The organism is Pseudosporangium ferrugineum (assembly GCF_003002065.1).
Taxonomy (GTDB): Bacteria; Actinomycetota; Actinomycetes; order Mycobacteriales; family Micromonosporaceae; genus Actinoplanes; species Actinoplanes ferrugineus_A.
Genome location: NZ_PVZG01000012.1, coordinates 207,359 through 232,069, shown reverse-complemented (window position 1 = coordinate 232,069; position 24,711 = coordinate 207,359). Strand labels below are relative to the sequence as shown.

9 protein-coding genes are annotated in these 24,711 nt (G+C 76.1%); 7 read left to right on the top strand and 2 right to left on the bottom strand.

Annotated features, from left to right (window positions below; translation table 11 throughout):
- Positions 1 to 163: 163 nt before the first annotated feature.
- On the top strand, positions 164 to 7,285 hold the full coding sequence (locus tag CLV70_RS24935) for a SpvB/TcaC N-terminal domain-containing protein (protein WP_106129008.1): 7,122 nt from the start codon (positions 164 to 166) through the stop codon (positions 7,283 to 7,285).
- Between the two features lie 22 nt (positions 7,286 to 7,307).
- On the top strand, positions 7,308 to 15,893 hold the full coding sequence (locus CLV70_RS24930) for a Tc toxin subunit A-related protein (protein WP_106129007.1): 8,586 nt from the start codon (positions 7,308 to 7,310) through the stop codon (positions 15,891 to 15,893).
- An 11-nt stretch (positions 15,894 to 15,904) separates the two neighbouring features.
- Here the strand turns inward: CLV70_RS24930 and CLV70_RS24925 are convergent, their stop codons facing one another.
- Positions 15,905 to 17,116 carry a cytochrome P450 gene (locus tag CLV70_RS24925; protein WP_106129006.1) on the bottom strand — a complete coding sequence of 404 codons (1,212 nt, stop codon included), beginning with the start codon at positions 17,114 to 17,116 and terminating at the stop codon, positions 15,905 to 15,907.
- Positions 17,117 to 17,250: 134 nt separating this feature from the next.
- Here CLV70_RS24925 and CLV70_RS24920 point away from each other — a divergent pair, with 134 nt between their 5' ends.
- Together CLV70_RS24920 and CLV70_RS24915 are read left to right on the top strand one after the other, a co-directional pair.
- Positions 17,251 to 18,429, top strand: coding sequence for a M4 family metallopeptidase (locus tag CLV70_RS24920; RefSeq protein ID WP_106129005.1), 1,179 nt, complete (start codon positions 17,251 to 17,253; stop codon positions 18,427 to 18,429).
- A gap of 19 nt (positions 18,430 to 18,448) precedes the next feature.
- On the top strand, positions 18,449 to 18,748 hold the full coding sequence (locus CLV70_RS24915; RefSeq protein WP_170148657.1) for a protealysin inhibitor emfourin: 300 nt from the start codon (positions 18,449 to 18,451) through the stop codon (positions 18,746 to 18,748).
- An 18-nt stretch (positions 18,749 to 18,766) separates the two neighbouring features.
- Here CLV70_RS24915 and CLV70_RS39830 read toward each other — a convergent pair whose 3' ends face one another.
- Entirely contained in the window at positions 18,767 to 19,411 is a 645-nt protein-coding gene (locus CLV70_RS39830) for a response regulator (RefSeq protein ID WP_158277822.1), read from the bottom strand.
- A gap of 58 nt (positions 19,412 to 19,469) precedes the next feature.
- Between CLV70_RS39830 and CLV70_RS39825 the strand changes: the two genes are divergently transcribed.
- From CLV70_RS39825 to CLV70_RS24900, 3 genes are all read left to right on the top strand, one after another.
- Positions 19,470 to 19,823 (top strand): hypothetical protein, encoded by a 354-nt coding sequence (locus tag CLV70_RS39825; RefSeq protein ID WP_158277821.1) that lies wholly within the window; start codon positions 19,470 to 19,472, stop codon positions 19,821 to 19,823.
- A gap of 17 nt (positions 19,824 to 19,840) precedes the next feature.
- Positions 19,841 to 21,748 carry a sensor histidine kinase gene (locus CLV70_RS24905; RefSeq protein ID WP_146164147.1) on the top strand — a complete coding sequence of 636 codons (1,908 nt, stop codon included), beginning with the start codon at positions 19,841 to 19,843 and terminating at the stop codon, positions 21,746 to 21,748.
- A 314-nt stretch (positions 21,749 to 22,062) separates the two neighbouring features.
- Entirely contained in the window at positions 22,063 to 24,660 is a 2,598-nt protein-coding gene (locus CLV70_RS24900) for a LuxR family transcriptional regulator (RefSeq protein WP_106129002.1), read from the top strand.
- Positions 24,661 to 24,711 lie beyond the last annotated feature (51 nt).

The following is a 24,711-nucleotide window of genomic DNA, read 5'->3' as shown; positions in this document are numbered from 1 at the left end:
GGAGGGCTGTCGTCAAGCCACCGGCCCCCGGCCTGAACGGGTGATCTCCATGTCGGAAACGCGACGCTGGGGGTGACCGTCGCCGTGAACGCTGTGCAATTGATCGGCGACCCGCCGCGATTGCGCAGGTGGGCGGCACGGCCGGGGGATCGGAGCGGCTGGCATGGCGGGAACGGCGGAGCTCAGCCTGCCCAGCGGCGGCGGGGCGCTCAGCGGTCTCGGCGAGACGTTCGCGCCCGACCCGCACACCGGCACGGGCAACTTCGGCATCCCGCTCGAGCTGCCCGCGGGCCGGGACGGATTCGGGCCCCGGCTCTCCCTGGCGTACTCGACCGGCAACGGCGGCGGCCTGTTCGGGCTGGGCTGGACGCTGCCGGTGCCGGGGGTACGCCGCCGCGTCTCCGCCGGGGTGCCGCGCTACGACGACCTGGCCGACACGTTCCTGCTGGCCGGGGCCGAGGACCTGGTCCGGGTCGCCGGCGGCTACCCGGGGACCGCACGGTACCGGCCGCGGACCGAGGGACTGTTCGCGCTGGTGGAACACGTGCGCGACGGGTCCGGCAACTACTGGCGGGTGCGGGCGGTCGACGGCCGGACGAGCTGGTACGGCACCCCGCGCCCGGCCGGGGCGCCCGCCGGGTGGGCCGACCCGGCGGTCGTGCGCAACCACCGCAGCGCCGCCGGTGTGCCCGCCGAGTGGCTGCTGACCAGGACCACCGACCCGTACGGCAACGAGATCCGGTACGCGTACGACGCCCGGGACAGCGGGTCGGACGGGCCGCACCGCTGGAACCAGCCGCTGCTGACCGGCATCGCGTACGCCGACCACGGCGACCGCGACGACCCCTCGTTCGCGGTCCGGGTGCGGTTCTCCTACGAGGATCGTCCCGACCCGGTCAGCGACTACCGGTCCGGGTTCGAGGTGCGGACCACGCGGCGCTGCGCGGCGATCCGGATCGAGACCGACACCGACGCCGTACGGCCGGTCCGCGAGTACCGGCTGGCCTACCGGCAGGACCCGGTGAACAACGTGTCCCTGCTGGCGAGCGTGCGGCTGGCCGGCTTCGGCGACGACGGCGTGGCGGTCGAGGAACTGCCCGCCCTCGAGCTCGGCTACACCACCTTCGACCCGGCCGGGCGCCGGTTCCTGCCGGCGGGCGGCGACCAGATGCCCGCGCACGGGCTGCGCGACGGCACCGAGCTGGTCGACCTGTTCGGCAGCGGGCTCCCGGACCTCGTCGAGCTGGACGGCGGCATCCGGTACTGGCGCAACCTCGGCGGCGGGCGGTTCGACCGTCCCCGGCCGATGGCCGAGGCGCCGTCGCTGCTCGGCGCCGGAACCGCCGGGGTGGCCCTGCTCGACGCCGACGGCGACGGCCGGGCCGATCTGGTGGTGACCCGGCCCGGGCTGAGCGGCTACTTCCCGCTCCGGTTCGGCGGCGGCTGGGACAAGCGCTCGTTCCGGGCGTACGCGAGCGCGCCGAGTTTCGACCTCGCCGATCCCGAGGTGCGCCTGGTCGACCTCGACGGCGACGGCGTGACCGACGCGATCCGCTCGGGCAGCCGGATGGAGTGCTTCTTCCAGAGCCGGGAGGACGGCTGGCACACCACCCGGGCCGTGGAGCGGGGACCCGCGCCGCTCTTCCCGGACGTGCGGTTCTCCGACCCCCGGGTGCGGCTGGCCGACATGACCGGGGACGGCCTGCGCGACATCGTGCTCGTCCACGACCGCAACGTGGAGTACTGGCCCAGCCTCGGCCGCGGGGACTGGGGTGCGCGCGTGTCGATGCGGTCGGCGCCGGCGCTGCCGGAGGGCTACGACATCCGCCGGGTGCATCTCGGCGACCTGGACGGCGACGGCGCGGCGGACCTCGTCTACGTCGACGCCGGCCGGGTCCTCGTCTGGTTCAACCAGGGCGGCAACGGCTGGAGCGGGCAACCCGTCGTCATCACCGGCACGCCGCCGCTGACCGGCCCCGGCGCCGTACGCGTCACCGACCTGCTCGGCACCGGCACCGACCAGCTGGTGTGGAGCACCGACGCGGCCGGCGCGGGCGACACCCGGCTGTGGGTGCTCGACCTCACCGGCGGGACGAAGCCCTACCTGCTCGACCGGGTCGACAACCGGATCGGGGCGGTGACCCGGATCTCGTACGCCCCCTCCACCCGCTACTTCCTCGCCGACCGGACCGACCCGGCGACGCGCTGGCGGACCCCGCTGCCCATCCCGGTGCAGGTGGTCGCCGGCGTGGAGACCACGGACGCGATCACCGGCGGGCGGCTCACCACCGGGTACCGCTACCACCACGGCTACTGGGACGGCGCCGAACGGGAACTGCGCGGCTTCGGGCTCGTCGACCAGCTGGACACGGAGACCACGGCGGCCGGCGACGTGGTGCCGCTGCTGACCCGTACCTGGTTCCATCAGGGCGCGGTCGGCGACGACGCCGAGGGCTGGCGGGAGTGGGACGGCCGCCCGGAGCACTGGGCCGGCGACCCGGATCTGCTCGGCCATCGCGCCGCGGTCGCCGCGTTCACCGCCGCGCTCCCGGTCACCGCCGGCACGCGCCGGGCCCGGCGGGACGCCCTGCGGGCCCTGCGCGGCCGGGTGCTGCGGACCGAGGTGTACGCCCTCGACGGCACGTCGCGCGCGCTGCGGCCGTACACGGTCACCGAACGGTCCTACGGTGTGCGGCTGGTGGTCGAGGACGGGCCGGAGGCGGTGCTGGTCGAGCGCCCGACGGCCGCCCAGCTTCCGGCCTTCCCGCCCGGCGACCCGCGGCGCCCGGTGTTCGCGACGGTCGGGACGGGCTCGCGGATCACCCAGTGGGAGCGCGGCGACGACCCGATGACCCGGTTCGGCTTCGCGGCCGACCACGACGATCTCGGCCGGCCGGGGAGTACGACGGACATCGCCTGCCCCCGCGGCTGGCGCACCCTGGCGGACAGCGCCGAGGGGGCCGTCGTGACGCGCACCCGCACCGCCTACGCGGTCCCGGACGGCGGCACGCGGATCCTGGACCGGATCGCCCGGGTCACCGGCCTCGCCCTCGAGGCGGGCGCGGGGGCCACCGTGCCCGCGCTGCGTGACCTGCCGGATTCGGCGGCCGGGCTGACCGGGCAGACCGTGCACCACTACGACGGGCCGGCGTTCACCGGGCTGCCGGCCGGGCGGGTGGGGGCGTTCGGCGCGCTCGTGCGTACGGAGAAGCTCGTGCTCACCGAGGAGATCGTCGCCGCCGCGTACGGTGCCGACCCGCCGCCCTATCTCACCCGGGGCGAGCCTGCGGCCTGGACCGGCGACTACCCGGCGGGGTTCCGCGCGGCGCTGCCCGCGCGGGCCGGCTACGCCTGGTCCGAGGGCGACGCGGTGCGGGCCCGGGGCTGGTGGGCGCCGACGGAGCGGCACCGCTACGACTTCCACGACCCGGCCCGGGAGCCACGGGGCCTGCGCATCGCGACGCGGGCGGCGCTCGGGGCGGACGGCGAGGCTCCCGGCGACCGCGACACGACCGTCGAGCACGACGCCTTCGGGCTGTTCCCGGTGCGGGTGACCGACCCGGCCGGGCTGTTCACCACGGTCGAGATGGATTACCGGGCCGGGCAGCCGCGGACCAGTACCGACCCGAACGGCACGGTCATGCGGTTCGCCTTCACCCCGCTCGGCCGGCTGGCGGCGAGCTGGATCACGGGCGCCTCGGGCGACGGCGACCGGGTCGCGCCCGGCGTCGTCCTCACCTACGACCTGCGCGCGTTCGCGGACCGGGGCGAGCCGATCTTCGTGCACGTGGTGCGCCGGGTCCACGCCGACGGCGACCCGGACGTCCCGGCGGGCGAGCGGGACGAGACCGTCGAGAAGCGCGACTACTCCGACGGTTTCGGGCGGCTGCTGCAGGCGCGGACCCGCACCGGGGACCTCCGCTTCGGCGACGAGCACACCGGCGACGCCGTCGTCCCGGCCGGCCAGGACGGCGTGCCGGGCCCGATCGCCGGCCGGGCCCGTGCCGCCGGCGACCCGGTGAACGTGATCGTCGGCGGGTGGCAGACGTACGACGCCAAGGGGCGGCCCGTCGAGCGGTACGCGCCCTTCTACGACCGGGGCTGGGCGTACGCCGTGCCGGCGGCGGCGCAGCTGGGTGCCCGTGTACACCTGCACTACGACCCGCGCGGCAGCGTGACGCGGACCGTCCTGCCCGACGGCGCCGAGAAGCTCGTCGTGCCGGGCCTGCCCGCCGACCTCGCCGACCCGGGCGGCACCGAGCCGACGCCGTGGGTCGCCACCAGCTACGACGCCAACGACAACGCCGCGCGCAGCCACGGTCCGGGCGCGCCCGTGCCGGCCCATCACCTCGACACACCCGCGAGCGTGCGGTCCGACCCCGCCGGCCGGCCGGTCGAGACCACGACGCGCAACCGGGTCGCCGGCGGGCCGGTCGTGGAGCTGCGCACCCGTCAGGTGTACGACCGGCGCGGCAACCGGATCGCGCTGATCGACGCGCTGGGCCGGACCGCCCTGCGCTCGGTGCACGACCTGACCGGGCGGGCCCTGCGCACCGACAGCATCGACGCGGGCCTGCGGACGCTCGTGTTCGACGCGGCCGGCAACCCGGTCGAGGCGCGCGACGGCCGCGGCGCCCGCGTGCTGCGCGCCGGGGACCGGTGCGGGCGCCCGATGGCGGTGTGGGCCCGTGACGACGCTGCCGGGCCGGTGACCCTGCGGGAGCGGATGGCGTACGGTGACGGGGGCACGCCCCTGCAACCGGCGGCGGAACGGGCGGCGAACCGGGCGGCGTACCGGCTCGGCAAGCTCGTCACCCACCACGACGAGGCGGGCCGGCTGGACGTGGAGGCGTACGACCACCGGGGCAACCAGCGCGCCCGCGCCCGCCGGGTGGTCGGCGATGCGGCGCTGGCCGCCGGCTGGGTCGCCGCCTGGGACGCCCCGGACGCGGAGGCGGTCCTGGACCCGGCGGCGCTGCGGTGGGACCTGCGCCACGACGCCCTCGACCGGGTCGTCGTGGCCCGCTACCCCCTCGACGCCGACGGTGACCGCAAGGAGCTGAGGCCCGCGTACGAGGCCGGCGGCGGGCTGCGCCGGATCACCCTCGCCGGACAGGTCTACGTGGACCGCATCGCGCGCAACGCCGCCGGGCAGCGCACCCTCGTCGTCTACGGCAACGGCGTGATCGAGGCGAGCGCGCACGACCCGGCGACGTCGCGCCTGCGCCGGGTCTGGTGCGGGCGGGCGACGCCCGGGCCGCTCGGGTGGACGCCCACCGGGCCCGCCCTGCGCGACACCGCCTGGGAGCACGACCTGGCGGGGAACACCACCGCGATCCACGAGCGCTCGCCCGGTGCCGGAGTCGGCGTCACCCCCGGCGCGCTCGACCGGACCCTGGCCTACGACGCGTGCTACCGGCTCGTCGCCGCGGACGGGCGGGAGTGCGACCTCCCGCCGGACGGGCAGCCCTGGGGCACCGGGCCCGGGTGCGTCGATCCGACGTCCACCCGGCGGTACGCCGAGACGTACCGCTACGACGACGCCGGCAACCTGACCGTCGTCGCGCACGCCGCGGAGGGTGGCGCGTTCACCCGGACGTTCACCTGCGAGCCGGGCAGCAACCGGCTGGCGCGCGTGGACTCCGGGCCGTCCGGCTTCGACCACGAGTACGACGCGGCCGGGAACCTGATCGCCGAGACGACCTCCCGGCACTTCGAGTGGGACCACGCCGGGCGGCTGCGCGGCTTCCGGGTGCAGGCGGGCGCGGGGCCGGCGTCCGTACGCGTCACCTACCTCCACGACGCCGCCGGCAACCGGGTGAAGCGGTTCGTGCAGAAGCAGAACGGGCCCGCCGAGTCCGGCATCACCCTCGACGGCGCCTTCGAGCGGCACACGGTCGGCGCCGTGACGAGCAGCGTCCTGCACGTGCTGGACGACCGTTCCCGGATCGCCACCGTACGCGCCGGAGCCGCGCTGCCCGGCGACGGCGCGGCGGACAGCCCGGTCGTCTACCACCTCGCCGACGAACTGGGCTCCAGCACCGTGGTCGTCGGCGGCGCGGACGCCACGGACGCCCGCCTCGTCCGCCGCGAGGAGTACGGCCCCTGGGGCGGCACGACGTTCGGCGGCTACGCCCGCAAGCGCTACCGGTTCGCCGACAAGGAACGCGACGAGGCGTCCGGCCTGTACGCGTTCGGCGCCCGCCACTACGCGCCCTGGCTGGGCCGCTGGGTCAGCGCCGACCCGGCCGGTCCGGCCGACGGGCCCAACCTCTTCGCGTACGCCCGCAACAATCCGGTGAGCCGCGTCGACCCGGCCGGCACCGACAGCGAGCCGGCCGACGACGGCTACCGCGACGCCGGGGCGGGGCCCACCGACGTGTCCGGGACCGGGGCGCAGCAACCGAATCCGCCCACGTCGACGGAGTCCACGGCGGCCGGACCGGGGGCCGCGCCGGTGCCGACGTGGCCCAGCCCGTACAGCCTGCCGGACGCCAAGGGCGCCGGGGTGCTCGCCGCCGGCGGGGTGCTGATCCCGCGGGCGGTCCCGCCGGTCACCGCCCCGCCGATGATCAGCCCGGGCGCCGCCGACCTGGTGATCGAGGCGCCCGGGCTGAGCAACGGCGGGTGGGCGTACGCGCCCTCCGCCCCGGGCGGCGCCCCGGTGACCGCGCCCGGCGCCGCCGGTGCCGCGGAGGGAGCGATCGCACCCGGGGCGACCGGGGCGACGGAGACCGCCATCGCGCCCGGTGCCGCGTCGGGGCTGGGCGAGGGGCTGGCGGTGGCCGGCAAGGTCGCGGCCGGCGCCGCCGTCGTGCTGGTCGCCGGGCTCACCGTGCCCGGCCACCAGCCGCTGACGTACGCGCCCACCCCCACGTCGGCGGAGCTGGACCAGGCCTTCGTCCGGATCGCGCGGCAGCAGAACACCCGGCTCGAGAACGCCGTACGCAACTGGGACTTCAGCCTCATCGCCGCGTACCAGCCGGGCCGGATGCGGGCCATCCTCAAGTTCTCCCAGAGCGCGCCGTGGCTCGCGATGTCGCTGCTGCACATGGCGTACGGCAAGACCCTCGAGCTGATGATCGAGGACGCGCTGCGGGTCGACGACGTCGCCGGCGGCTACTTCACCCACCTCGGCGGCGCCCACCAGGCCGACTGGGAGAGCATCCACGGCGTCCTCTACGACGTCTGCACCACCGACACCGCAGCCGAGCACATCTGCCGCAGCTACGGCGAGCACATGCGCATCTTCGAACACCGGGGCCTGCCGGAGTTCCGCCCCTGAGCCTCGCGGAGGGAAGACCGCCATGCCCGAGCGACTGATCGTCCGTACCCGGGTCCGTTCGCTCGACGACGCGCCCGTACCCGACGCCGTCGTCGACGCCTACGACCGCGACCTGCGCAGTGAGCAGTGGCTGGGCCGGGCCGACACCGACGCCGAGGGCGCCTGCGAGATCGTGTACGGCCCCGAGCAGTTCCGCCGGGCCGAGAAGCGCCTCGCGGACCTCGTCCTGCGGGTCACCGTCGACGGCAACCGGATCCCCGTCGTGGCCGTCGAGCCGCGCGGGGCCCGGGACGCCGCCGACCCGTCGGCCCCGCTGTTCAACGCCCCGGCCGAGCTGGACCTGGTCCTGCGCATCGACGCCCGGGCCGTGGTCGGCGACACGGAGTACGAGCGGCTCCTGGCCGAGATCACCCCGTTGCTCGACGGCGTCGCCCCGGCCGGGCTGACCACCGAGGACGTCCGGTTCCTCGCCGGCGACCTGGCGGTGCCGCCCCGGCAGGGCCCGCTGATCGAGTGGCTGCGCTCGGCCCACGAGCTGTCCGCGCGGACCGGCGTGCCGCCCGAGGCGTTCTACGGCTGGGCGCGCGCCGGCCTGCCGGACGGGTGGGCGGAGCTGGCCCGGGTCGCCGCCGACGCCGAGCGGGACCCGCTGCTCGACCGCATCCTCGGCGAGCTGACCGGGACCGACCCCGGCAGGCTGGCCGACGCGCTGCGGGCCGCGGCGGACCGGCGCTTCGTTCCCGCCTGGGTGGCCGAGCGGGCCGCCGCGCCCGCCGCCGCGATCACCCGGCACCACCTGGCGGTCCGGCCGGTCACCGTCCTGTTCGCCGACCCGCTCGGCGCGCCCCTCGCCGGGGTGACGGTCACGGCGAGCGACGCCGGCGACGGCGACCGGGAGCTCGGCACCGCCGTCACCGACTCCGGCGGGCGCGTGACGATCGACCTGCGCCTGAGCGCCGACGCGCCCGCCGACGCCCGCCGCACCCTCGCGTTCACCGTCGGCGGCCAGGTCCGGGCCGAGGCCGCCGTCAGCCTCGCCGGCGACCCGGCCGTCGTCTCCGTCGCGCTGCCCGGACGGGAGCTGCGGACCGTCGAGGCGGTCACCGGCCTCCCGGACGGGCTGCTGCGCACGCTCGCGGGGGAGGGGATCGGCACCCTCGCCGACGTCCGCCGCCACGGCGGCATCGCGGGCCTGGCCGGGCCGGAGGACGTGCGGGCCGCCCGGACCCTGGAGGCGGTCGCCGACCTCGACCGGCTCGGTCTGGACCCGGCCGTCGCCGCCCGGCTGGACGCCCGGGGCCTGGGCAGCGTCCGGAGCCTCGCCGCCACGCCGCTCGGCACGCTGCTGACCGCCGGCGTCGAGGGACTCGGCGAGGAGGAACTCCGGGCCGTCCACGCCGAGGCGGTCGTCCAGTCCGCGTTCCTCGACCACGTGCTCGGCGGGTTCGCCGCCGACCAGGCCGCCGGGTTCACGCCCCTCGGCGCCGGCGGGATGCCGCCGGTCGGGCTCGGCGCCGACGCGCCCGCCGACGCCGTCGAGGCCGGGTTCGGGTCGTGCGGGTGCAGCGACTGCGAGTCCGCGCTCGGGCCGGCGGCCTATCTCACCCACCTGCTCGACTACACCCTCAAGCACGTACGCCAGGACGGCGCGGCGCTGTCCCTCGACGGCCTGGAGGCCCGCTTCCACCAGCCCTTCGCCGGCCTGCCCACCACGTGCGAGGCGATCGGGCGGCGGGTACGGGTGGCCCGCCTCGCCGCCGAGGTGCTCCGGGCCGAACTGGGCGGGCGCCCGCTGCCGGAGCCCGCCCGCGAGGCGGCGCTGGCGCGGGCGGAGGCGGCGTACCGGCTGGCTGCGTACCGGGCCGTGCTCGCCGGGCTCGGCACCGGCCACGCCGAGCTGCGCCGCGCCCGGTCCGGCTCCGACGCCGAGCGCGCCGCCCTCGCCGCCCGGCTCGGCATCGCGCTCACCACCCCGCGCTTCGGACCGGCCACGCCCGGCGGCGACGAGCTCGACCGGCTGCTGCTCGACCCCGGCCTGCCCGGCACCGACCCGCGCGCGCTGACCGAGGCCAACCTGGAACGGCTGACCGGCTTCGCCGACACCACCCGGGACCCGCTCAGCGAGGGCGCCAAGAGCGGCGACCCCGGCACGCAGCTCCCGCGGTGGAACCTGGACGGTGCGGTGTGGGGGCGGGGCACCGACGCCGACGGGCTGGTGCACGTACGCGTGATCAAGTTCGCACCCGGAGCCGTGGGCGTCCACGCGTTCGCCGACGCGGCGCACACCCGGCCCGTGGCCCTCGGCGAGAGCGGCGCCGACCGGGGGCGCGTACGCCTCGCCCCGGCCGGGGGCAGCGGCCTGTCCGGCACCGTCGAGCTGGACTACACCGCGGACACCGACCTCACCGTCAGTGCCGTGCCCGCCCTGGCCGCCTGGCGCCACCGCGGCCTGCGGGCCCTGTGGCTGGCGCAGGACCATCCGGCCGTCCCGCCGGCCGGCGCCCGGCCGATCGTCGACCCGTTCGTCATCGGCCCCGCCGACCTGCGCCGCGTGGTGGCCGGCGACCCCGCGTTCGACCTCTGGCAGGCGCGTCAGGCGTGGGCCGGCGCGCTGCTCACGGACCTGCGGGCGGCCCGCGCCGCCGCGCCGGACCCGGCCGCCGCGGTCGAGGCCGTCGTCGCCCTGGGACTCGGCCGTCCCGGCGCCCCGGTCACCGTCGCCGACCTCGAGGCGCTCACCGCGGAACGGGCCGACGGGCACGACGTCGCCGCCCGGCTCGACGCCGCGGGGCTGACCGGCGGCAGCCTCGCCCACCTCGTCGGCGCCCACGCCATCGCCGCGGCGGGGCAGGCCCTCTCCGACGACGAATGGGCCGTCATCGAGGCCACCCTCGTCCGTGCCCGCGCCGCCGGGGAAGCCGCCACGTGGCGGGACGAGGAACGGGCGGCGGGCCTCACCCTGTCGCCGGACTTCTTCACGCTCACCGACGCCGGGCCGCCCGCGGGCCCGATGCCGCTGTGGCTGGACACGGGGGCCGCCGCGCGCGACCGGCGCGACACGCTCGCCGCCCGGATCGAGGCCGAGCGGTCCGTCGCCGACGAGCTGCGCGCCGCCGTGGACTCGGCCGAGGAGGCGGCCCTCCCGGCGTTGCGCGACGCCCTCGCCGAGGCCGCCGGGGCGGACGGCGACACCCCGGACGCCCGGTCCGAGTGGCTGGGCCGGCGGCTGCTGGTCGACACGCGCACCTCCGGCTGCGCCACCACGACCCGGGTGGAGCAGGCGATCCAGACGCTGCAAGGGCTGCTGTTCGGCCTGCGTACCGGCCAGTTCCCGCAGGACGGGCCGAGCCCGGTGACGCCGATCGGCTCGGTGCGCGCGGTCGCCACCTCGCCGGACCGGGTCGAGCTGTTCGGCCGCGACCCGGAGCGGGAGCTGTGGCAGCGCACGGTCACCGGCGAACGCTGGGGCGGCTGGCGCCCGCGCGGCGCCCTGCCCGCGGCCGGCGGCCCGGTGGAACCGTCCGACCCGGCCGTGGCGGCCCGCGACGGCCGGCTCGACCTGGTCGTCCGGGGCGGCGACGACCGGCTCTGGCACCGCGTCCACGACGGCGCCTGGTCGCTCTGGCGCCGGGTCGACGACCAGCGGATCCAGGGCGACCCCGGCCTGGTCGCCGCCGGCGCCGGCCGGCTCGAGGCGTTCGCGCTCCGCGGCGGCGAGTCCACCCTGCTCCAGCGGCGCTTCGACGGGACCTGGTCGCCGTGGACGGCCGACGGCACCACCAGCGGCCGCTGGCCCGCCCCGGCGTCGTGGGGCCCGGACCGGCTCGACGTCGTGCTCAGCCGGCCGCCCGGCGAGGCGTTCGCGCCCGTGCACCACTGGTGGGACGGCGTCTGGCACGACGACGTGCTCGACGGGAACCTGGCGGGCCAGCCGGCCGCCGTGTCCTGGGGCACGGGCCGGGTCAACGTCGTCCAGAACCGCGGCGGGCACCTGTGGCACCGCGCCTTCACCGGCGCCTGGCAGCCCTGGGCCGACCTGGACGCCGGCCTCGACCCGCGCGACCCCGCGATCGACGGCACCCCGGCGATCGTGTCCCGCGCCGCCGGCAGCCTCGACGTGTACGCCCTCCGCGGCGGAAACCTGTGGCACCGCGCGTTCGAGACCGGCACCGGCTGGACCGCCTGGACGGAGGTCGCCGACCGGCGGCTCGACCTCGCCGCGCCGTCGTTCGACGAGGAGTGGCGCCTGATCGGCTCGTACGCCGCCTGGCGCTCGGCCACCTTCGTCTTCCTGCACCCGGAGAACCTGCTCGAGCCGTCCCTGCGGCCCCGGCAGACCCCCGTCTTCCGCGACGTCGTGCAGGCCACCGAGGGCGCCCGCGGCCTCAGCCTCCGCACCGCCTGCGAACTGCTGCGCCGCTACGAGGACCACCTCAAGGACGTCATCTCGCTCAAGGTGCAGGCGACCTGCCAGCCGTGGACCGAGGTGCCCGCCGGCGACCACTGCCATCCCCGGCCGCCGGTCAGGCGCCCGCTCACGTACGTCTTCGGGCTGTCCCGGGGCGGCAGGGTCTACTGGTCCACGATCGACGCCGACGAGCCGTCCGGGTACGCGCAGTCGTTCTGGGAGCGCGTACCGCTCGCCGCCGGGGAACCGCCGTTCACGGTCAACCGGATCGTCGGGGCGTTGCCGTGGCAGAGCGACGCGGCCGGCGCCCACCACATCCACCTGGTGCTCGACACCCAGGAGCCGGCGCCGGTGCCGGTGCAGGGCCGCAAGCTGCGGGTCACCCGTTTCGACCTCGACCGCTTCGGCGGCACGCAGGCCTGGTCCGGTACGACCGGCGAGCTCGCCGACCTGCCGCCGGGCCCGCTTGCCTCGCTCACCGTGCTGCCGGTGCAGAACGACAGCCCCGCCGAGCCGCCCCGGCTCGCGTTCCACGACTCCGCCGCCGGCCGGACCGTGTGGATCCGGCCGCTCACCGTCGCGGGCGACGCGTTCGAGGGCGCCCCCGGCGACTGGGCGCCGTGGAAGGTGCAGCCGCGGACGCGCAACGGCGACAACAGCATGGACGAGACGCCCGTCGAGGTGCAGGCGGCGCTGCGGGTCAACCGGAAGACGTGGCTGGTGTACCGCTCGTACCAGGGGCAGCGGGTCTGGATCGAGGGCCAGAACTCCGGCGACCTCGACGCCGGCGTGTCCACGGTCCGCGGCGCGCTCCCCGGCTTCCGGCAGGGCTCGTCCGGCTCCTCGATCTGGGTGTTCTACGCCGCCGACGGGGAGAACCGCTACCGGGAGTGCCGCACGGGCCCCGGCGGCGGTCCGGAGTCCGGCACCGTCCGGACCACCCTGGCCGGCCTGCGGTCGATCGCCCGGAACTCGGGGAACACCGGCCGGGGGCAACTGGTCTACACCGACACGACCGACCGGGTGTGGGTCTACCGGTACGCGACCGCCGGCGACCGGATCGACGCCTCGGCGAAGCGCCAGGTGGTACCGCGGATCACCCTGTGGACGCCGTTGCCGGTGGGACTCGACGGTCCCGGGCTGCAGTCGCACCGGGCCGCCGTGGCCAAGGCGTTCCAGGACAACGCGGGCGCGCCGCCGGCCGTCACGACGTACCTGGAGGAGGGTTATGCCTGGCTGCCGCTGCTCCTGGCCGGCAAGCTGCGCACCGGCGGCGACCTGGTCGCCGCCCTGGACCTCTACCGCACCGTCTACGACTACCAGGCCGCCGGCGACGAGCGGCTGATCTATCACGGTCTGGTCCAGGACGCCGCCCTGCCGGACGCGGCCACGCTCCAGCTCACCGCCGGGTGGCTGCTCGACCCGGTGAACCCGCACCGGATCGCGCTGACCCGCCGGTACGCCCTCACCCGCTACGTCGTCATGGCGGAGGTGGCGTGCCTGCTCGACCGGGCCGACGCCGACTTCACCGCCGAGGCGCTCGAACGGGCCCGGATGTCCTACGCGACCGCCCTGGACCTGCTCGGGCTGCCGTTCCTGGACCAGTCCACCGACCGGTGCGGCGAACTCCTGCACCGGCTGCGGATCGCGCCCGGCGAGGCCGCGCCGCCCGAGGTCGTGGCGGCGGTCGGCGAGATCCTCGACGAGCTGACCACCGGCGGCGCGTTCGGCGGCGCGGGCGGCCTGATCCTGCACGACAAGATCAGGGTGGTGCTGGCGAAGGCCGCCTCCGGCGCGGCCGGCTGGGACCTGACGCTGGACGCGCTGCGCACCATGGCCGGGGCGGCCGTGGCGGAGCTGCCCCCGCCGGCCACCGTCGGCGCGTCGATCGGCAACTCGGCGGCCCTGCTCGAACTCGGCCACCGCGCCGTGCTGGCCCAGCCGGGCATCGACACGGTGGTGCACGGCCTCAGCAAGACCCTCGGCGCGGGCGGGGCGGTGCCCGTGCCGGTTCCGGTGCCGCCGCTGAGCTTCTGCGTGCCGCCCAACCCGATGGTGCGGGCGCTGCGCCTGCGGGCCGAGCTGAACCTGCGCAAGATGCGGACCTGCCGCAACATCGCCGGGATCAAGCGGGAGCCGGCACCGTACGAGGGCGTCGCCGGCACCGCGGTCAGCGCGACCGGCGCCCTGCTCGGCACGTCCGGCGCGGGCGTGCGGCCGACCCTCTACCGCTACGTCACGCTCATCGAGCGGGCCCGGCAACTGGTGCAGGTGGCCGCGCAGATCGAGAGCGAACTGCTCGCCGCGCTGCTGCGCCGCGACGACGCCGGGTTCACGCTGTTGCAGGCCCGGCAGAGCCTGGGACTGGCCCAGGCCGGCGTGCAGCTCCAGACGCTGCGGCTGGCCCAGTCGGCGTCCGAGGTGCGGCTGGCGGAGTTGCAGGGCGAGCGCGCCGAGATCCAGTCGCGCACCTACACCGAGTGGACCGAGGCCGGCCTCACCGAGTCCGAGGACAAGATGATCGACGCGATCGTCGCGGCGTCGCAGGCCAAGCTGGACATCGCGCGGTTCGAGGCGGTCCAGTCCAGCTTCCTCGGCATGTTCACGATGGACTTCCTGTCGGCGGGGGCGCACATCCTCAACTCCGCGGCGCAGAACCCGCAGAACCTGATGGAGGCGCAGGGCGCGCTGGCCGGCGCGGAGGCCGACCTCCAGATCAACCAGCTGTACGCCGGCCTGGAGCGCCGCCGCCAGGAGTGGGCGCTCGCCAAGGCCCTCGCCGACCAGGACCGGGTGATCAGCGACCAGCAGATCCGGATCGTGCGCGACGGCGCCGCGGTGATCGGCCAGGAGCGGTCCATCGCCGAGCTCGAGGCCCGCAACGCGACCGACGTCATCGAGTTCCTCTCGGCCGGCCGCTTCGGCACCGTGCAGCAGCACGACCGGATGGCCACCGTGCTCGAGGGCGTGGCCCGGTTCTTCCTGCAACAGGCGACCGCGACGGCCAGGATGGCGGAGAACCAGCTCGCGTTCGAACGCCAGGAGCCGGGAACGGGCATCGTCCGCGAGGACTACTGGGCGTCCGGGCCGGCCACCACGGGCGATCCCGGCGGCGGCGCGGACCTGACCGGCTCGGCGCGGCTGCTGCGCGACCTCGTGCAGCTCGACCAGCACGCCTTCGACACCCGCAAGCGGCGGCTGCCGATCGTCAAGAGCCTGTCCCTGGCCCGGCTGGTCCCCGTCGACTTCCAGCGGTTCCGGGAGACCGGCGTGCTGGTCTTCGGCACCCCGATGGAGCTGTTCGACCGCGACTTCCCCGGCCACTACCTGCGCCTGATCCGACGGGTACGCACCACCGTCGTGGCCCTGGTGCCGCCCGTCGACGGCATCCGGGCGACGCTGTCCAGCACCGGCATCTCCCGGGTGGTGATCGGGCCGGACGTGTTCGGCACCGTACCGGTCCGGCGGGACCCGGAGACGATCGCGCTCAGCGCGCCGGTGGACAGCGGCGGCGTCCTGGAACTCGTGGACGACGGCTCCGCGGAGATGTACCTGCCGTTCGAGGGCACCGGCGTCGACGCCACCTGGGAGCTGCGCCTGCCGCGCGCGGCGAACACCCTCGACTTCGCGTCCATCGCCGACGTGGTCGTCACCATCGAGTACACCGCGTTGCACAGCGAGGAATACCGCGATCAGGTGCAACGCAGGCTCGGCACGACCGTACGCGGGGAGCGCGCGTACAGCTTCCGGACGCATTTCCCCGACGCCTGGTACGACCTGCACAATCCCGGACTCCTCGAGCCCGCGCAGCGCATGCGGGTCACGGTGCGGACGGCGCCGGGGGACTTCCCGCGCAACGTGGAGCGTCCCCGCATCGAGCAGGTGGTGCTGGCGTTCGCCCGCGCCGACGGCGTCACCGAGGAGATCGGGCCGGTCGGGCTCGTGCTCACCCCGGACGGCGGCGCGCCGGCGGGCGGCACCGCGGCCACGGTCAACGGGATCGTCTCCACCCGCCGCGGCAACGGCGCCGCCTGGCTCGGCATGGCCGGCGCCGTCCCGGCCGGGGAGTGGCGGCTCGACCTGGCCGCCGGCGACGCCGCGGCGAACGAGCGCATCGCCGCCCTGTTCGCCGACGATGCGGTCACCGACGTCATCCTCCAGGTCGGCTACCGCGGCGTCACGCCGCCCTGGCCCGCGTGAGACCCCGGCGCTCAGGCCAGCTCGACCGGCAGGGCCGTCAGCCGGTGGCCGACCGGCAGGGAGGGCTGCCAGACCGGCCCGCCCTCGCCGGGCCGCAGCCCGGGGAAGCGTTCCAGCAGGATGCGCAGGCACTCGTCGGTCTCCATCCGGGCCAGCGCCGCGCCCAGGCAGTAGAACGTCCCGAGCCCGAAGGCGGTGTGCCGGTTGGGCGTACGGGTGATGTCGAAGCGGTCCGGGTCGGCGAACACCTCGGGGTCCCGGTTGCCGGCCACCATGGCCAGGTAGAACTGGGTGCCGGCGGGATACTCGCGGCCCCCGACCGTCACCGGCTCGGCGGCCACGCGCACGAGCACACCGGCCGGGCCGTCGTAGCGCAGCATCTCCTCGACCGCCGTACGCATGAGCTCCGGCTTCGCCTTCAGCAGCTCCAGCTGGCCGGGGTTCTCGAAGAGCAGCGCCAGCCCGTTGCCGATCAGCCCGGCGGTGGTCTCGTGCCCGGCGAACAGCAGCAGGACCCCGTTGGCGAGGATCTCCTCCTCGGTGACCAGGCCCTCCCGCTCGGCCTCGGCGAAGACGCTCAGCACGTCCTCGCGGGGCGCGCGCCGCCGCTCGTCGAGCAGCGGGCGCAGGTGGTCCTGCATGGCGAGGACGCTGGCCTGGGCGCGCCGGAACTGCGTCACGTCGGCGATGCCGAACACCGCGAGGATGTCCCGCGACCATTGCTGGAGCTTGTCGCGGTCGGTCGCCGGCAGGCCGAGGATCTCGGCGATCACGCTGGCGGGCAGCGGGTAGGCCAGGTCGCGCACGGCCTCCATCCGGCCGCCGGGCGCCACCGCGTCGAGGAGGTCGTGGGTGATCTGCCGGACCCGGGGGCGCAGGGCCTCCACCGTGGCGGGCGTGAAGTAGCGCTTCAGGAGTTTCTGGAACCGTACGTGATCGGTGGGGTCGGTGTGCCCCATCCACAGCTGCAGCGACCGGAACAGCGGCTGGAGCTCGGCCCGTTCCCGCGGGGTCAGCCGGTCCATGCCCCGGGCCATGTTCGCCACGTCCAGCCGGCGGTCCTTGAGGACGGCGACGACGTCGGCGTGCCGGGTCAGCAGGTAGGCACCGAGCTGGGGGAGCCAGGCGACCGGCTCCTGCGCCCGGATCCGGTGCAGCAGCGGCATCGGTTCGGCCATCGCCGCGGGGGAGAAGAGATCGAATTCCGTACGGGAGTCCGTCATGGACCGATTCTCCGGGTGCGGTGCGTGAACGTCCAGCCACTTGACGTGTCGCCATCAGGACTGAGCGCTGGACCGGGCCCGGTGGCGGGTTCACCGTGACGAGGGAAGGCGACCTGCGCCTCGGAGGTGAAGCCATGACCGTCCATCGACGTCTGACCTGCATAACCCCGCCCTACATCCTGCAGAACCTGCTCGGCAGCGACGACGCGCAGATCCGCCGCGCCGCCCTCGCCACCCTCGTCTCCACCGCGCAGCTGCGGGGCCAGCGTGAGCTCCGGGCCGCGCTGTCCGGCATGGCCGCGGCCCCGGTCGACGGCCGCCGTACGGTCTTCGACTGCCGCAGCGGCATCGTCCTGCGGCTCGCCGTCATCGCCCGGTCGGAGGGCCACCCGGCGGTCGCCGACGACTCGGTCAACCGCGCGTACGACGGTTTCGGGGTGACCCGCGACTTCCTCCGGGAGGTGTTCGAGCGCGACTCGATCGACGGCCGCGGGATGCGCCTGCACGGGTACGTCCACCGCGGCGTGCGCTACAACAACGCCTTCTGGGACGGCAGCGAGATGGTCTTCGGCGACGGTGACGGACTGATCTTCAGCGACTTCACCGGCTCGCTGGACGTCATCGCGCACGAGCTCGCCCACGGCGTCACCGAGTTCACCGCCGGCTGGGAGTACCACGGCCAGTCCGGCGCGCTCAACGAGTCCATGTCCGACGTCTTCGGCGCGATGGTGAAGCAGTGGGCGCTCAAGCAGAGCGCGGCCGACGCGGACTGGCTGATCGGCGCGGACGTGTTCACCCCGGGCGTCGACGCCGACGCGCTGCGCTCGCTGAAGGCGCCCGGCACGGCGTTCGACAACGAACTGTTCGGCAAGGATCCGCAGCCCGCCCACATGGACGACTACGTGCGCTCGCCGGACACCGAGGAGGGCGACTTCGGCGGGGTGCACGTCAACTCGGGCATCCCGAACAAGGCCTTCCACCTGCTCGCGACGGCCCTCGGCGGCAACTCGTGGGAGGCGCCGGGCCGCATCTGGTACGAGTCGCTGAAGGCCTCCACCCCGCTCGCCCAGTTCACCGACTTCGCCACCACCACCCACCGGGTGGCCGGCGACCTGTTCGGCGCCGGGGGAGCGGAGCAGCAGGCCGTGGCCGAGGCGTGGGGCTCGGTCGGCGTGCCGGTCGCCACCGCCGCGCCCGAGGCGCCCGGCGCCCCCGAGGCGACGATCGCGGCGCTGTCGCAGCAGGTCGAGGCCCTCAACGCCCAGGTGCGGGCGCTCGCCACCGACATCCAGGCCCTGTCCGGACGACCCTGAGCGCGGGACGGGCGCGGCCATGAGGGTGTCCCTGACCGAACACGGCGGCCTGGCGGCGGCCGTCCACCGCGCCGCGCCGGCCCGGGTGGCCGACGCCGGCGCGCTGCCGCCCGCACAGGCGCGTGAGCTGGCCCGGCTGGTGCGGGCCGCCCTCGACGCCCCGGCCGGTGCCGCCGCCGGGCCCGGCCGGGCGCGGGACGCGATGAGCTACACCGTCACGGTCGAGCAGGACACCGGGACGAGCGTGCTCACCGGCTCGGACACCGCCGCCTCCGCCGAGTTCGCCGAACTGGTGCAGTGGCTGCGGCAGCACACCTGAGCCCACGGCCCCGCCGCGCTACCGGCGGTTCGCCAGCAGTGCCGCCTGGACCCGGTCGGTGACGCCGAGCTTGGCGATGAGCAGCGCGACCAGGTTGCGGGCGGTCTTCTCGCTGACCGACAGCTCCGCGGCTATCTCCTGGTTGCGCTTGCCCGCGCCGATCAGCGCCAGCAGCCGCTCCTCCCGAGGGGTGAGGTCGCCTGCCGGGCCGGCCGGCCGCGGGGCGGGGCCGCCGGCCGGGGACGCCTCGGCGGCGACTCCCGGGCCGATGACCCGGGCACCGGCCCGCACGGCCGCGAGGCAGGCGAGCACGGCGTCCGGCTCGGTGTCCTTCAGCAGATAGCCCCGGGCGCCGTCCGCGAGCGCGGCGTGGACCAGCTCGGCGTGGTTGCTCATCGTGGCCACGACGAGGGCGCAGCGCGGCACGGCGGCGTGCAGCTGCCGGATCAGCTCGGTGCCCTCGGCGTCCGGCAGGCCCAGATCGACGATCGCCAGCGCCGGGGCCTCCAGGGTGGCCAGCCGGCGGGCGTCCGCGGCGGTGCCGGCCGGCACGACCCGGGTGACCCAGGGCTGGGTGCCGAGCAGCCCGGCGAAGCCCTGGCGGACCACCGGATGGTCGTCGACGACCAGGACCACGCCGCCCCCACCAGGCGAAATACTCACAGTCCGGAACTCTACCGTTGCCTTGCGCCCGGCCGGCGGCTCGGCGAGCGTCAAGCAGGTGCAGAACACCGAGATCGCCGCCAGCGCCCGGCTCGTGCTCGTCGACGACGGCGGGCCGGAGGACCAGCAGTGGATGGACCAGTTCATCGCGTCCGCCCTGTCCGGCGAGGGGGACTGGCCCCACGCCCACCCGGGCATCCCGCGCACCGTCGTGAGCCTCGACCAGGTGTGGCGGGCCATCGCCGCCAACATCCGCGCCGACGGCGAGCCCTGGTCCGTGCGAGAGCTCGGATATCCGCCGCTGCCCGGCACCGTGCCCGCGTCGATCGCCGCGCCCCCGCCGCCGGACCACCCGAACAAGGGGTCGACCAGCCACAATCTGCTGCACAGCATCCTCGGGGACTTCCACTGAGCCTCGCCACGCGACCCGTGCCGGTCCTGGGCTTCGCCGTACGGGTACGGCTGGCGTGGGGCCTGGCCGGCGTCGCGCTCGCCCTGGTGGCGGGCACCGCCCTGGCCGCCCTCGCCGGCACCCGCGACGGCCTCGCGGTCGAGGGGCGCGACTGGCTGCTCGCCGTCGTCTGCGCGCCGCTCGGCGCGCGCGTCGCCACCCACGCCGCCCGCAACGCCTGCGGGTGGCTGGTGCTGGCGGTGGGCGTGCTCGGCGCGGCGACCGTGGCCACCTCCGCCGCCGGCGGGCCCGCCGCCGGCTGGCTGCGCGAATGGCTGTGGTGGCCCGGGTACGGCCTGCTGGTCCTGGTCGTCCTGCTCTTCCCCGACGGCCGGCCCGCCGGTCGCACCGGGCGCGTGGCGGTCGCCGCGACCACGGTCGCCACCGCGGCGGGCACGGTCGCCCTGGCCGCGCTGGCACTCCGCGCACCCCGCGACTATCTCGCCGCCGGTGCGCCCGTCCGTCCCTCGTGGGACACCACCACCATTCTCGTCTCGATGGGCGTCGTGCTCGTCGCGGCGGTGTTCGCCGTCGTGTCGCTCGGGTGGCGTGCCGTGCGGTCCCGGCCGGCCCGCCGCGGCGTGCTGGTGGCCGGCGCCGCCAACGCCGCCCTGCTGCTCACGGCGTTCGTCCTCGACACCGTCGAGGGCGTGCCGCTGGTGTGGCTCGGCGGCGCCCTGGCGATCCCGCTGGCCACCGCGATCGGCGTGGTCCGCTACGGGCTCTACGACATCGACCTGCTCGTGCACCGGGCCCTGGTGTCCGGGCTGTCCACCCTCACCCTGATCATCACGTACGCCGCCACGGTCGCCCTCGTCGCCGGCCACGTACCGGCCGGGGTCGGACCGATCGCCGCCGCCGTCACGGTCGTGGCGCTGCTGCCGTTGCGGCAGGGCATCGACAACGCGCTGCGCCGGCTGCTGTACGGCCTCGGCGCCGACCCGTACGCGCTCACCACCCTGCTCGGCACCCGCGTCGGCCACGCCCGTACGCCCGAGGAAGTGCTCGCGGCGGCCGCGGGCGTCATCGGCGCCGGCCTGAAGTCGCCGTACGTCGCGGTGCACTCCGGCGACCGCGAGCCGGCCGAGGCCGTGCACGGCCGGCCCCGCGACTGGCCGGTGACGTCCCTGCCGCTGATCCACCAGGGCCGTCCGGTGGGCCGCCTGATCGTCCAGCAACGTGCCCCCGACGAGCCGTGGTCCCGGCGCGAACGGGCCCTGATGCGGCACCTCGTCGCCCAGCTGGCGCCCGCCGCGGCCTCCGTCAACCTGACCCGCGACCTCCAGGCCGCCCGGGAACGGCTGGTCCGCGCCCGCGAGGAGGAGCTGCGCCGGTTGCAGCGCGACCTGCACGACGGCGTCGGGCCGCTGCTGTCCGGCACCCGCATGCTGGCCCGGGCCGCGCGGGGCGGCGACACCGCGGACCTGCTGACCCGCATCGAGGGCAACCTGGCCGACGCGGCGGGCGAGGTACGCCGCATCGTCGACGGCCTGCGCCCGCCGGCCCTGGACCACGGGCTGGCACCCGCGCTGACCCACGCCGTCGACCGGCACCGGGCGAGCGGCCTCGACGCCCGGCTGACCGTCGAGGGCGAACTCACCGAACTGCCCGCCGCGGTGGAGGTGGCGGTGTACCGCGTCGTCGACGAGGCACTGACCAATGTGGTCAAACACGCCGGCGCGGGTACGGCCCACGTACGCGTCCGCCGCTCCGGCGACGACCTGTGCCTGAGCGTGAGCGACGACGGCACCGGCGGGGTCCGGGAACGCCCCGACGGGGTCGGGGTGGCGTCGATGCGCCAGCGGTGCGAGGAGCTCGGCGGGAGCTTCACGGTCACCGCGCTCTCGCCGGGCACCCGGCTGTCCGCCACGATCCCGCTGTCCTGACCGCCGCCTTTCCGGCCCCTGCCGCTGCCCGTCCTTCCGGCTGCTGCCGGTCCTTCGGGCTGCTGCCGGTCCTTCGGGCCCTGCCGTCCTTCGGGCCCTGCTGTCCTTTCGGCCGCTGTCGCCGTCCGTTCGCTGCTGTCCTTTCGGGCGCTGTCGTTCTCCGGCCGCCGCTGTCTCGCGGGCCGGGACGTTGTCCCGGACGGGCCGGGTCGTCGTCCCTGTCCGCCCGATCGTCCGCGGGGCAGGGTGAGGGTGACGCGTCCGGCTCGGCGGAGGGAACAGGCGTGCCACTGCGGGAATCGGGGAATCGGCTCGTGGACCGGGAACCCCACCGGGACCTGGTGCTGGCCGCCGTGGCCGCCGGCCGGGGCGTCGCGGTGCTCGGCGCCGCCGGCACCGGCCGGACCGCGTTCGCCCGGGCCGTCGCGGAGACGCTGCCCGCCGCCCGGTACGCGACCACCTGGCTCACCGCGCTCCCCGTCCCGCTGATCGCCCACCTGCGGGAACGGGCGCGGGGACGGGTGCCGGTGCTGGTGGTGGACGACGCGCACGAACTCGGCGACCGGGACGCCGTGAACCTGCTCGCGCTGCTCCCCGCCGTACGCCTGATCATCACCGCCCGGCCCGGCCACCTACGGTCCGCGGCGCTGCGCACCCTGATCAAGGACCACCTGCGGGTCTGCGTCCTGGAACCGTTCGATGCCGCCGCCACCGGGCGGGCCCTGGCCGCGATGCTCGGCGGCGAGGCCGCCGGACCGGCCGTGGACCTGCTGCACCGCTGGACGGACGGCAACCCGCGCCTGCTGGCCGCCCTGGTCGCCCACGGCCACCTGCGCCAGCGCGCCGGCCTGTGGTGGCACGACCCGCACGGTACGCCGCCGTGCCTGCCGGAGCTGTTCGCGGAGGAGGCGGCCGGCATCACACCCGCCGACCGGGACGTGATCGCGGCGCTGTCGCTCGGCACCCCGCTGCGACTCGCCGACGCCGAGATGCTCGCGCCCGGATCCGCCGAACGCCTGGAGGAACACGGCGTGGTACGACCGGTGACGACCGCCTGCCGCACCGTGCTGCACTGGACGAACCCGCTGCTCGGAGCCGCCCTGACCGCCGGCGTCCCGGCCACCCGGCGGCAACGGGTCGCGGCCCTGCTCCTCACCACCCACGCGGCGGACGCGATGACGTTCACGGAACGCGGGCGCCACCCGGCGGACGCGATGACGTTCACGGACCGGGGGCGCCACCCGGTGGACGCGATGACGTTCACGGATCGGGGGCGCCACGCGGTGGACGCGATGACGTTCACGGATCGGGGGCGCCACCCGGCGGACGCGGGAGCCGACCTCGAGCCGGTGGTCCGCGCCCGATGGCATCTCGCGGCCCCCGAGACCGCGAGGCCCGGGGACCTGCTGCGGCTGGCGGCGCGCGTCCGGGAAGCGGACCCCCGGACCGCGGCCCTGCTGGCCGGCCAGGTCACCGACCTCACGGGTACGCCCACCGCCCGCCTCACGTACGCCGCAGCCCTCACCCACCTGGGCGATTACTCGACGGCCCGGTCGGTGCTGAGGGAGTGCGACGCCGGAACCCCCGGGGAAAGGGTGGAGAGGGCGCTGGTGCGGTCCCGGCTGCGCTGCTGGGCCGACCGGGACCCGGCGGGAGCGCGGCTGGAGGTGGCCAGCATCGGCACTGCCGAGGTTGTCGCGTGGGACAGCCTGCTGCTTCTGCTCGCGGGAGAACCGCGCCGTGCCTGGCACCGCGCCGACGCGCTGCTGGAGACGACGACGCCGGAGCCGGCGTTCGCGGCGGGGGTCCGGGCGGTGCGCGCGGCGGCCGGGGCGCTGATGGGCCGGCCGCCGGCCGATCTTCCGCCTCCGGCCGCAGACGCGACGGCTTCCGCGGTCGTGGCCTGGGCCGCGTTATGGGACGGCTCGATGCCCGCGGGTGCGGCCGTCGCCTGGACCGGTCCGACTGCTCCTCCGGCGGCTCCTTCGGCGACTGGCCAGGCAGTCGGCCCGACGGTCGGCCCGCCGGCGGATCTGGCGGCTGGCCCGGCGGCGGATCTGGCGGCTGGTTCGGTGGCTGGCCCGGCGAGTGTGGACGGTTATGCCCGGTGGCTGCGGGGTGACATCGCGGGCGCCGTGCGGCGGTGGCGGGAGGCGGTCGGCGACCCGGGACCGCAGCCGCTGCGAACGGAGGCCGCGGCGTGGCTGGCGACATGCCTTGCCGAGCAGGGCGACCCCGACGAGGCCGCCCGCATCCTCGCCGAGCATGCGGCAGGCGGACTCAACGTCGTGCCCGGAGCCGTCGCGGCCGCCCGGGCGACGATCGCCGCCGCCCGCGGCGACCTGCTCACCGCCGGAACCCAGATCGACACGGCGATCCGCACGGCCCACGACGCGGGTGCGGCCCTGCCCGAACTCGACCACCTGATCCGCGCGGCCCGGTGGCGCGGCGACGTGACAGGCTCCGTCGCGGACAGGATTCGCGTGCTGCTGCCGGTGGTCGCGGCGGCGCGGCTCGGCCTGCTCGGTGCGGCCACCCTTGCGCTGACCCGCTCGGACGGCGACGAACTGCTCGCGTACGCGCAGCGCCTCGCGGACGCCGGTCTGCCCGCGCAGGCGTGCCGGTTCGCCGAGTCGGCCGCCCCGCTGCTGAGCGCCACCCGCCGTGACGAGGCCCGCGTCCTGCTCGATCGGCTCCGGGGTCGCCCCGGCCCGGCCGGGCGCGAGGTGCTGACCGTCCGCGAGGCGGAGGTCGCCGGGCTGGCCGCCACCGGCCTGTCCGACCGCGAGATCTCCGACCGGCTCACCGTGTCGGTACGCACCGTCGAGAGCCACCTGTCACGCGTGTACCGCAAGCTGGGCGTCACCTCCCGGCGGGCCCTGCGCCCGGCCCCCTCACCCATAGAGGTCTGAACCCGACGCGGCGGCCGACTGCTCCCCGCGACTGCTCCCCGCGACTGCTCC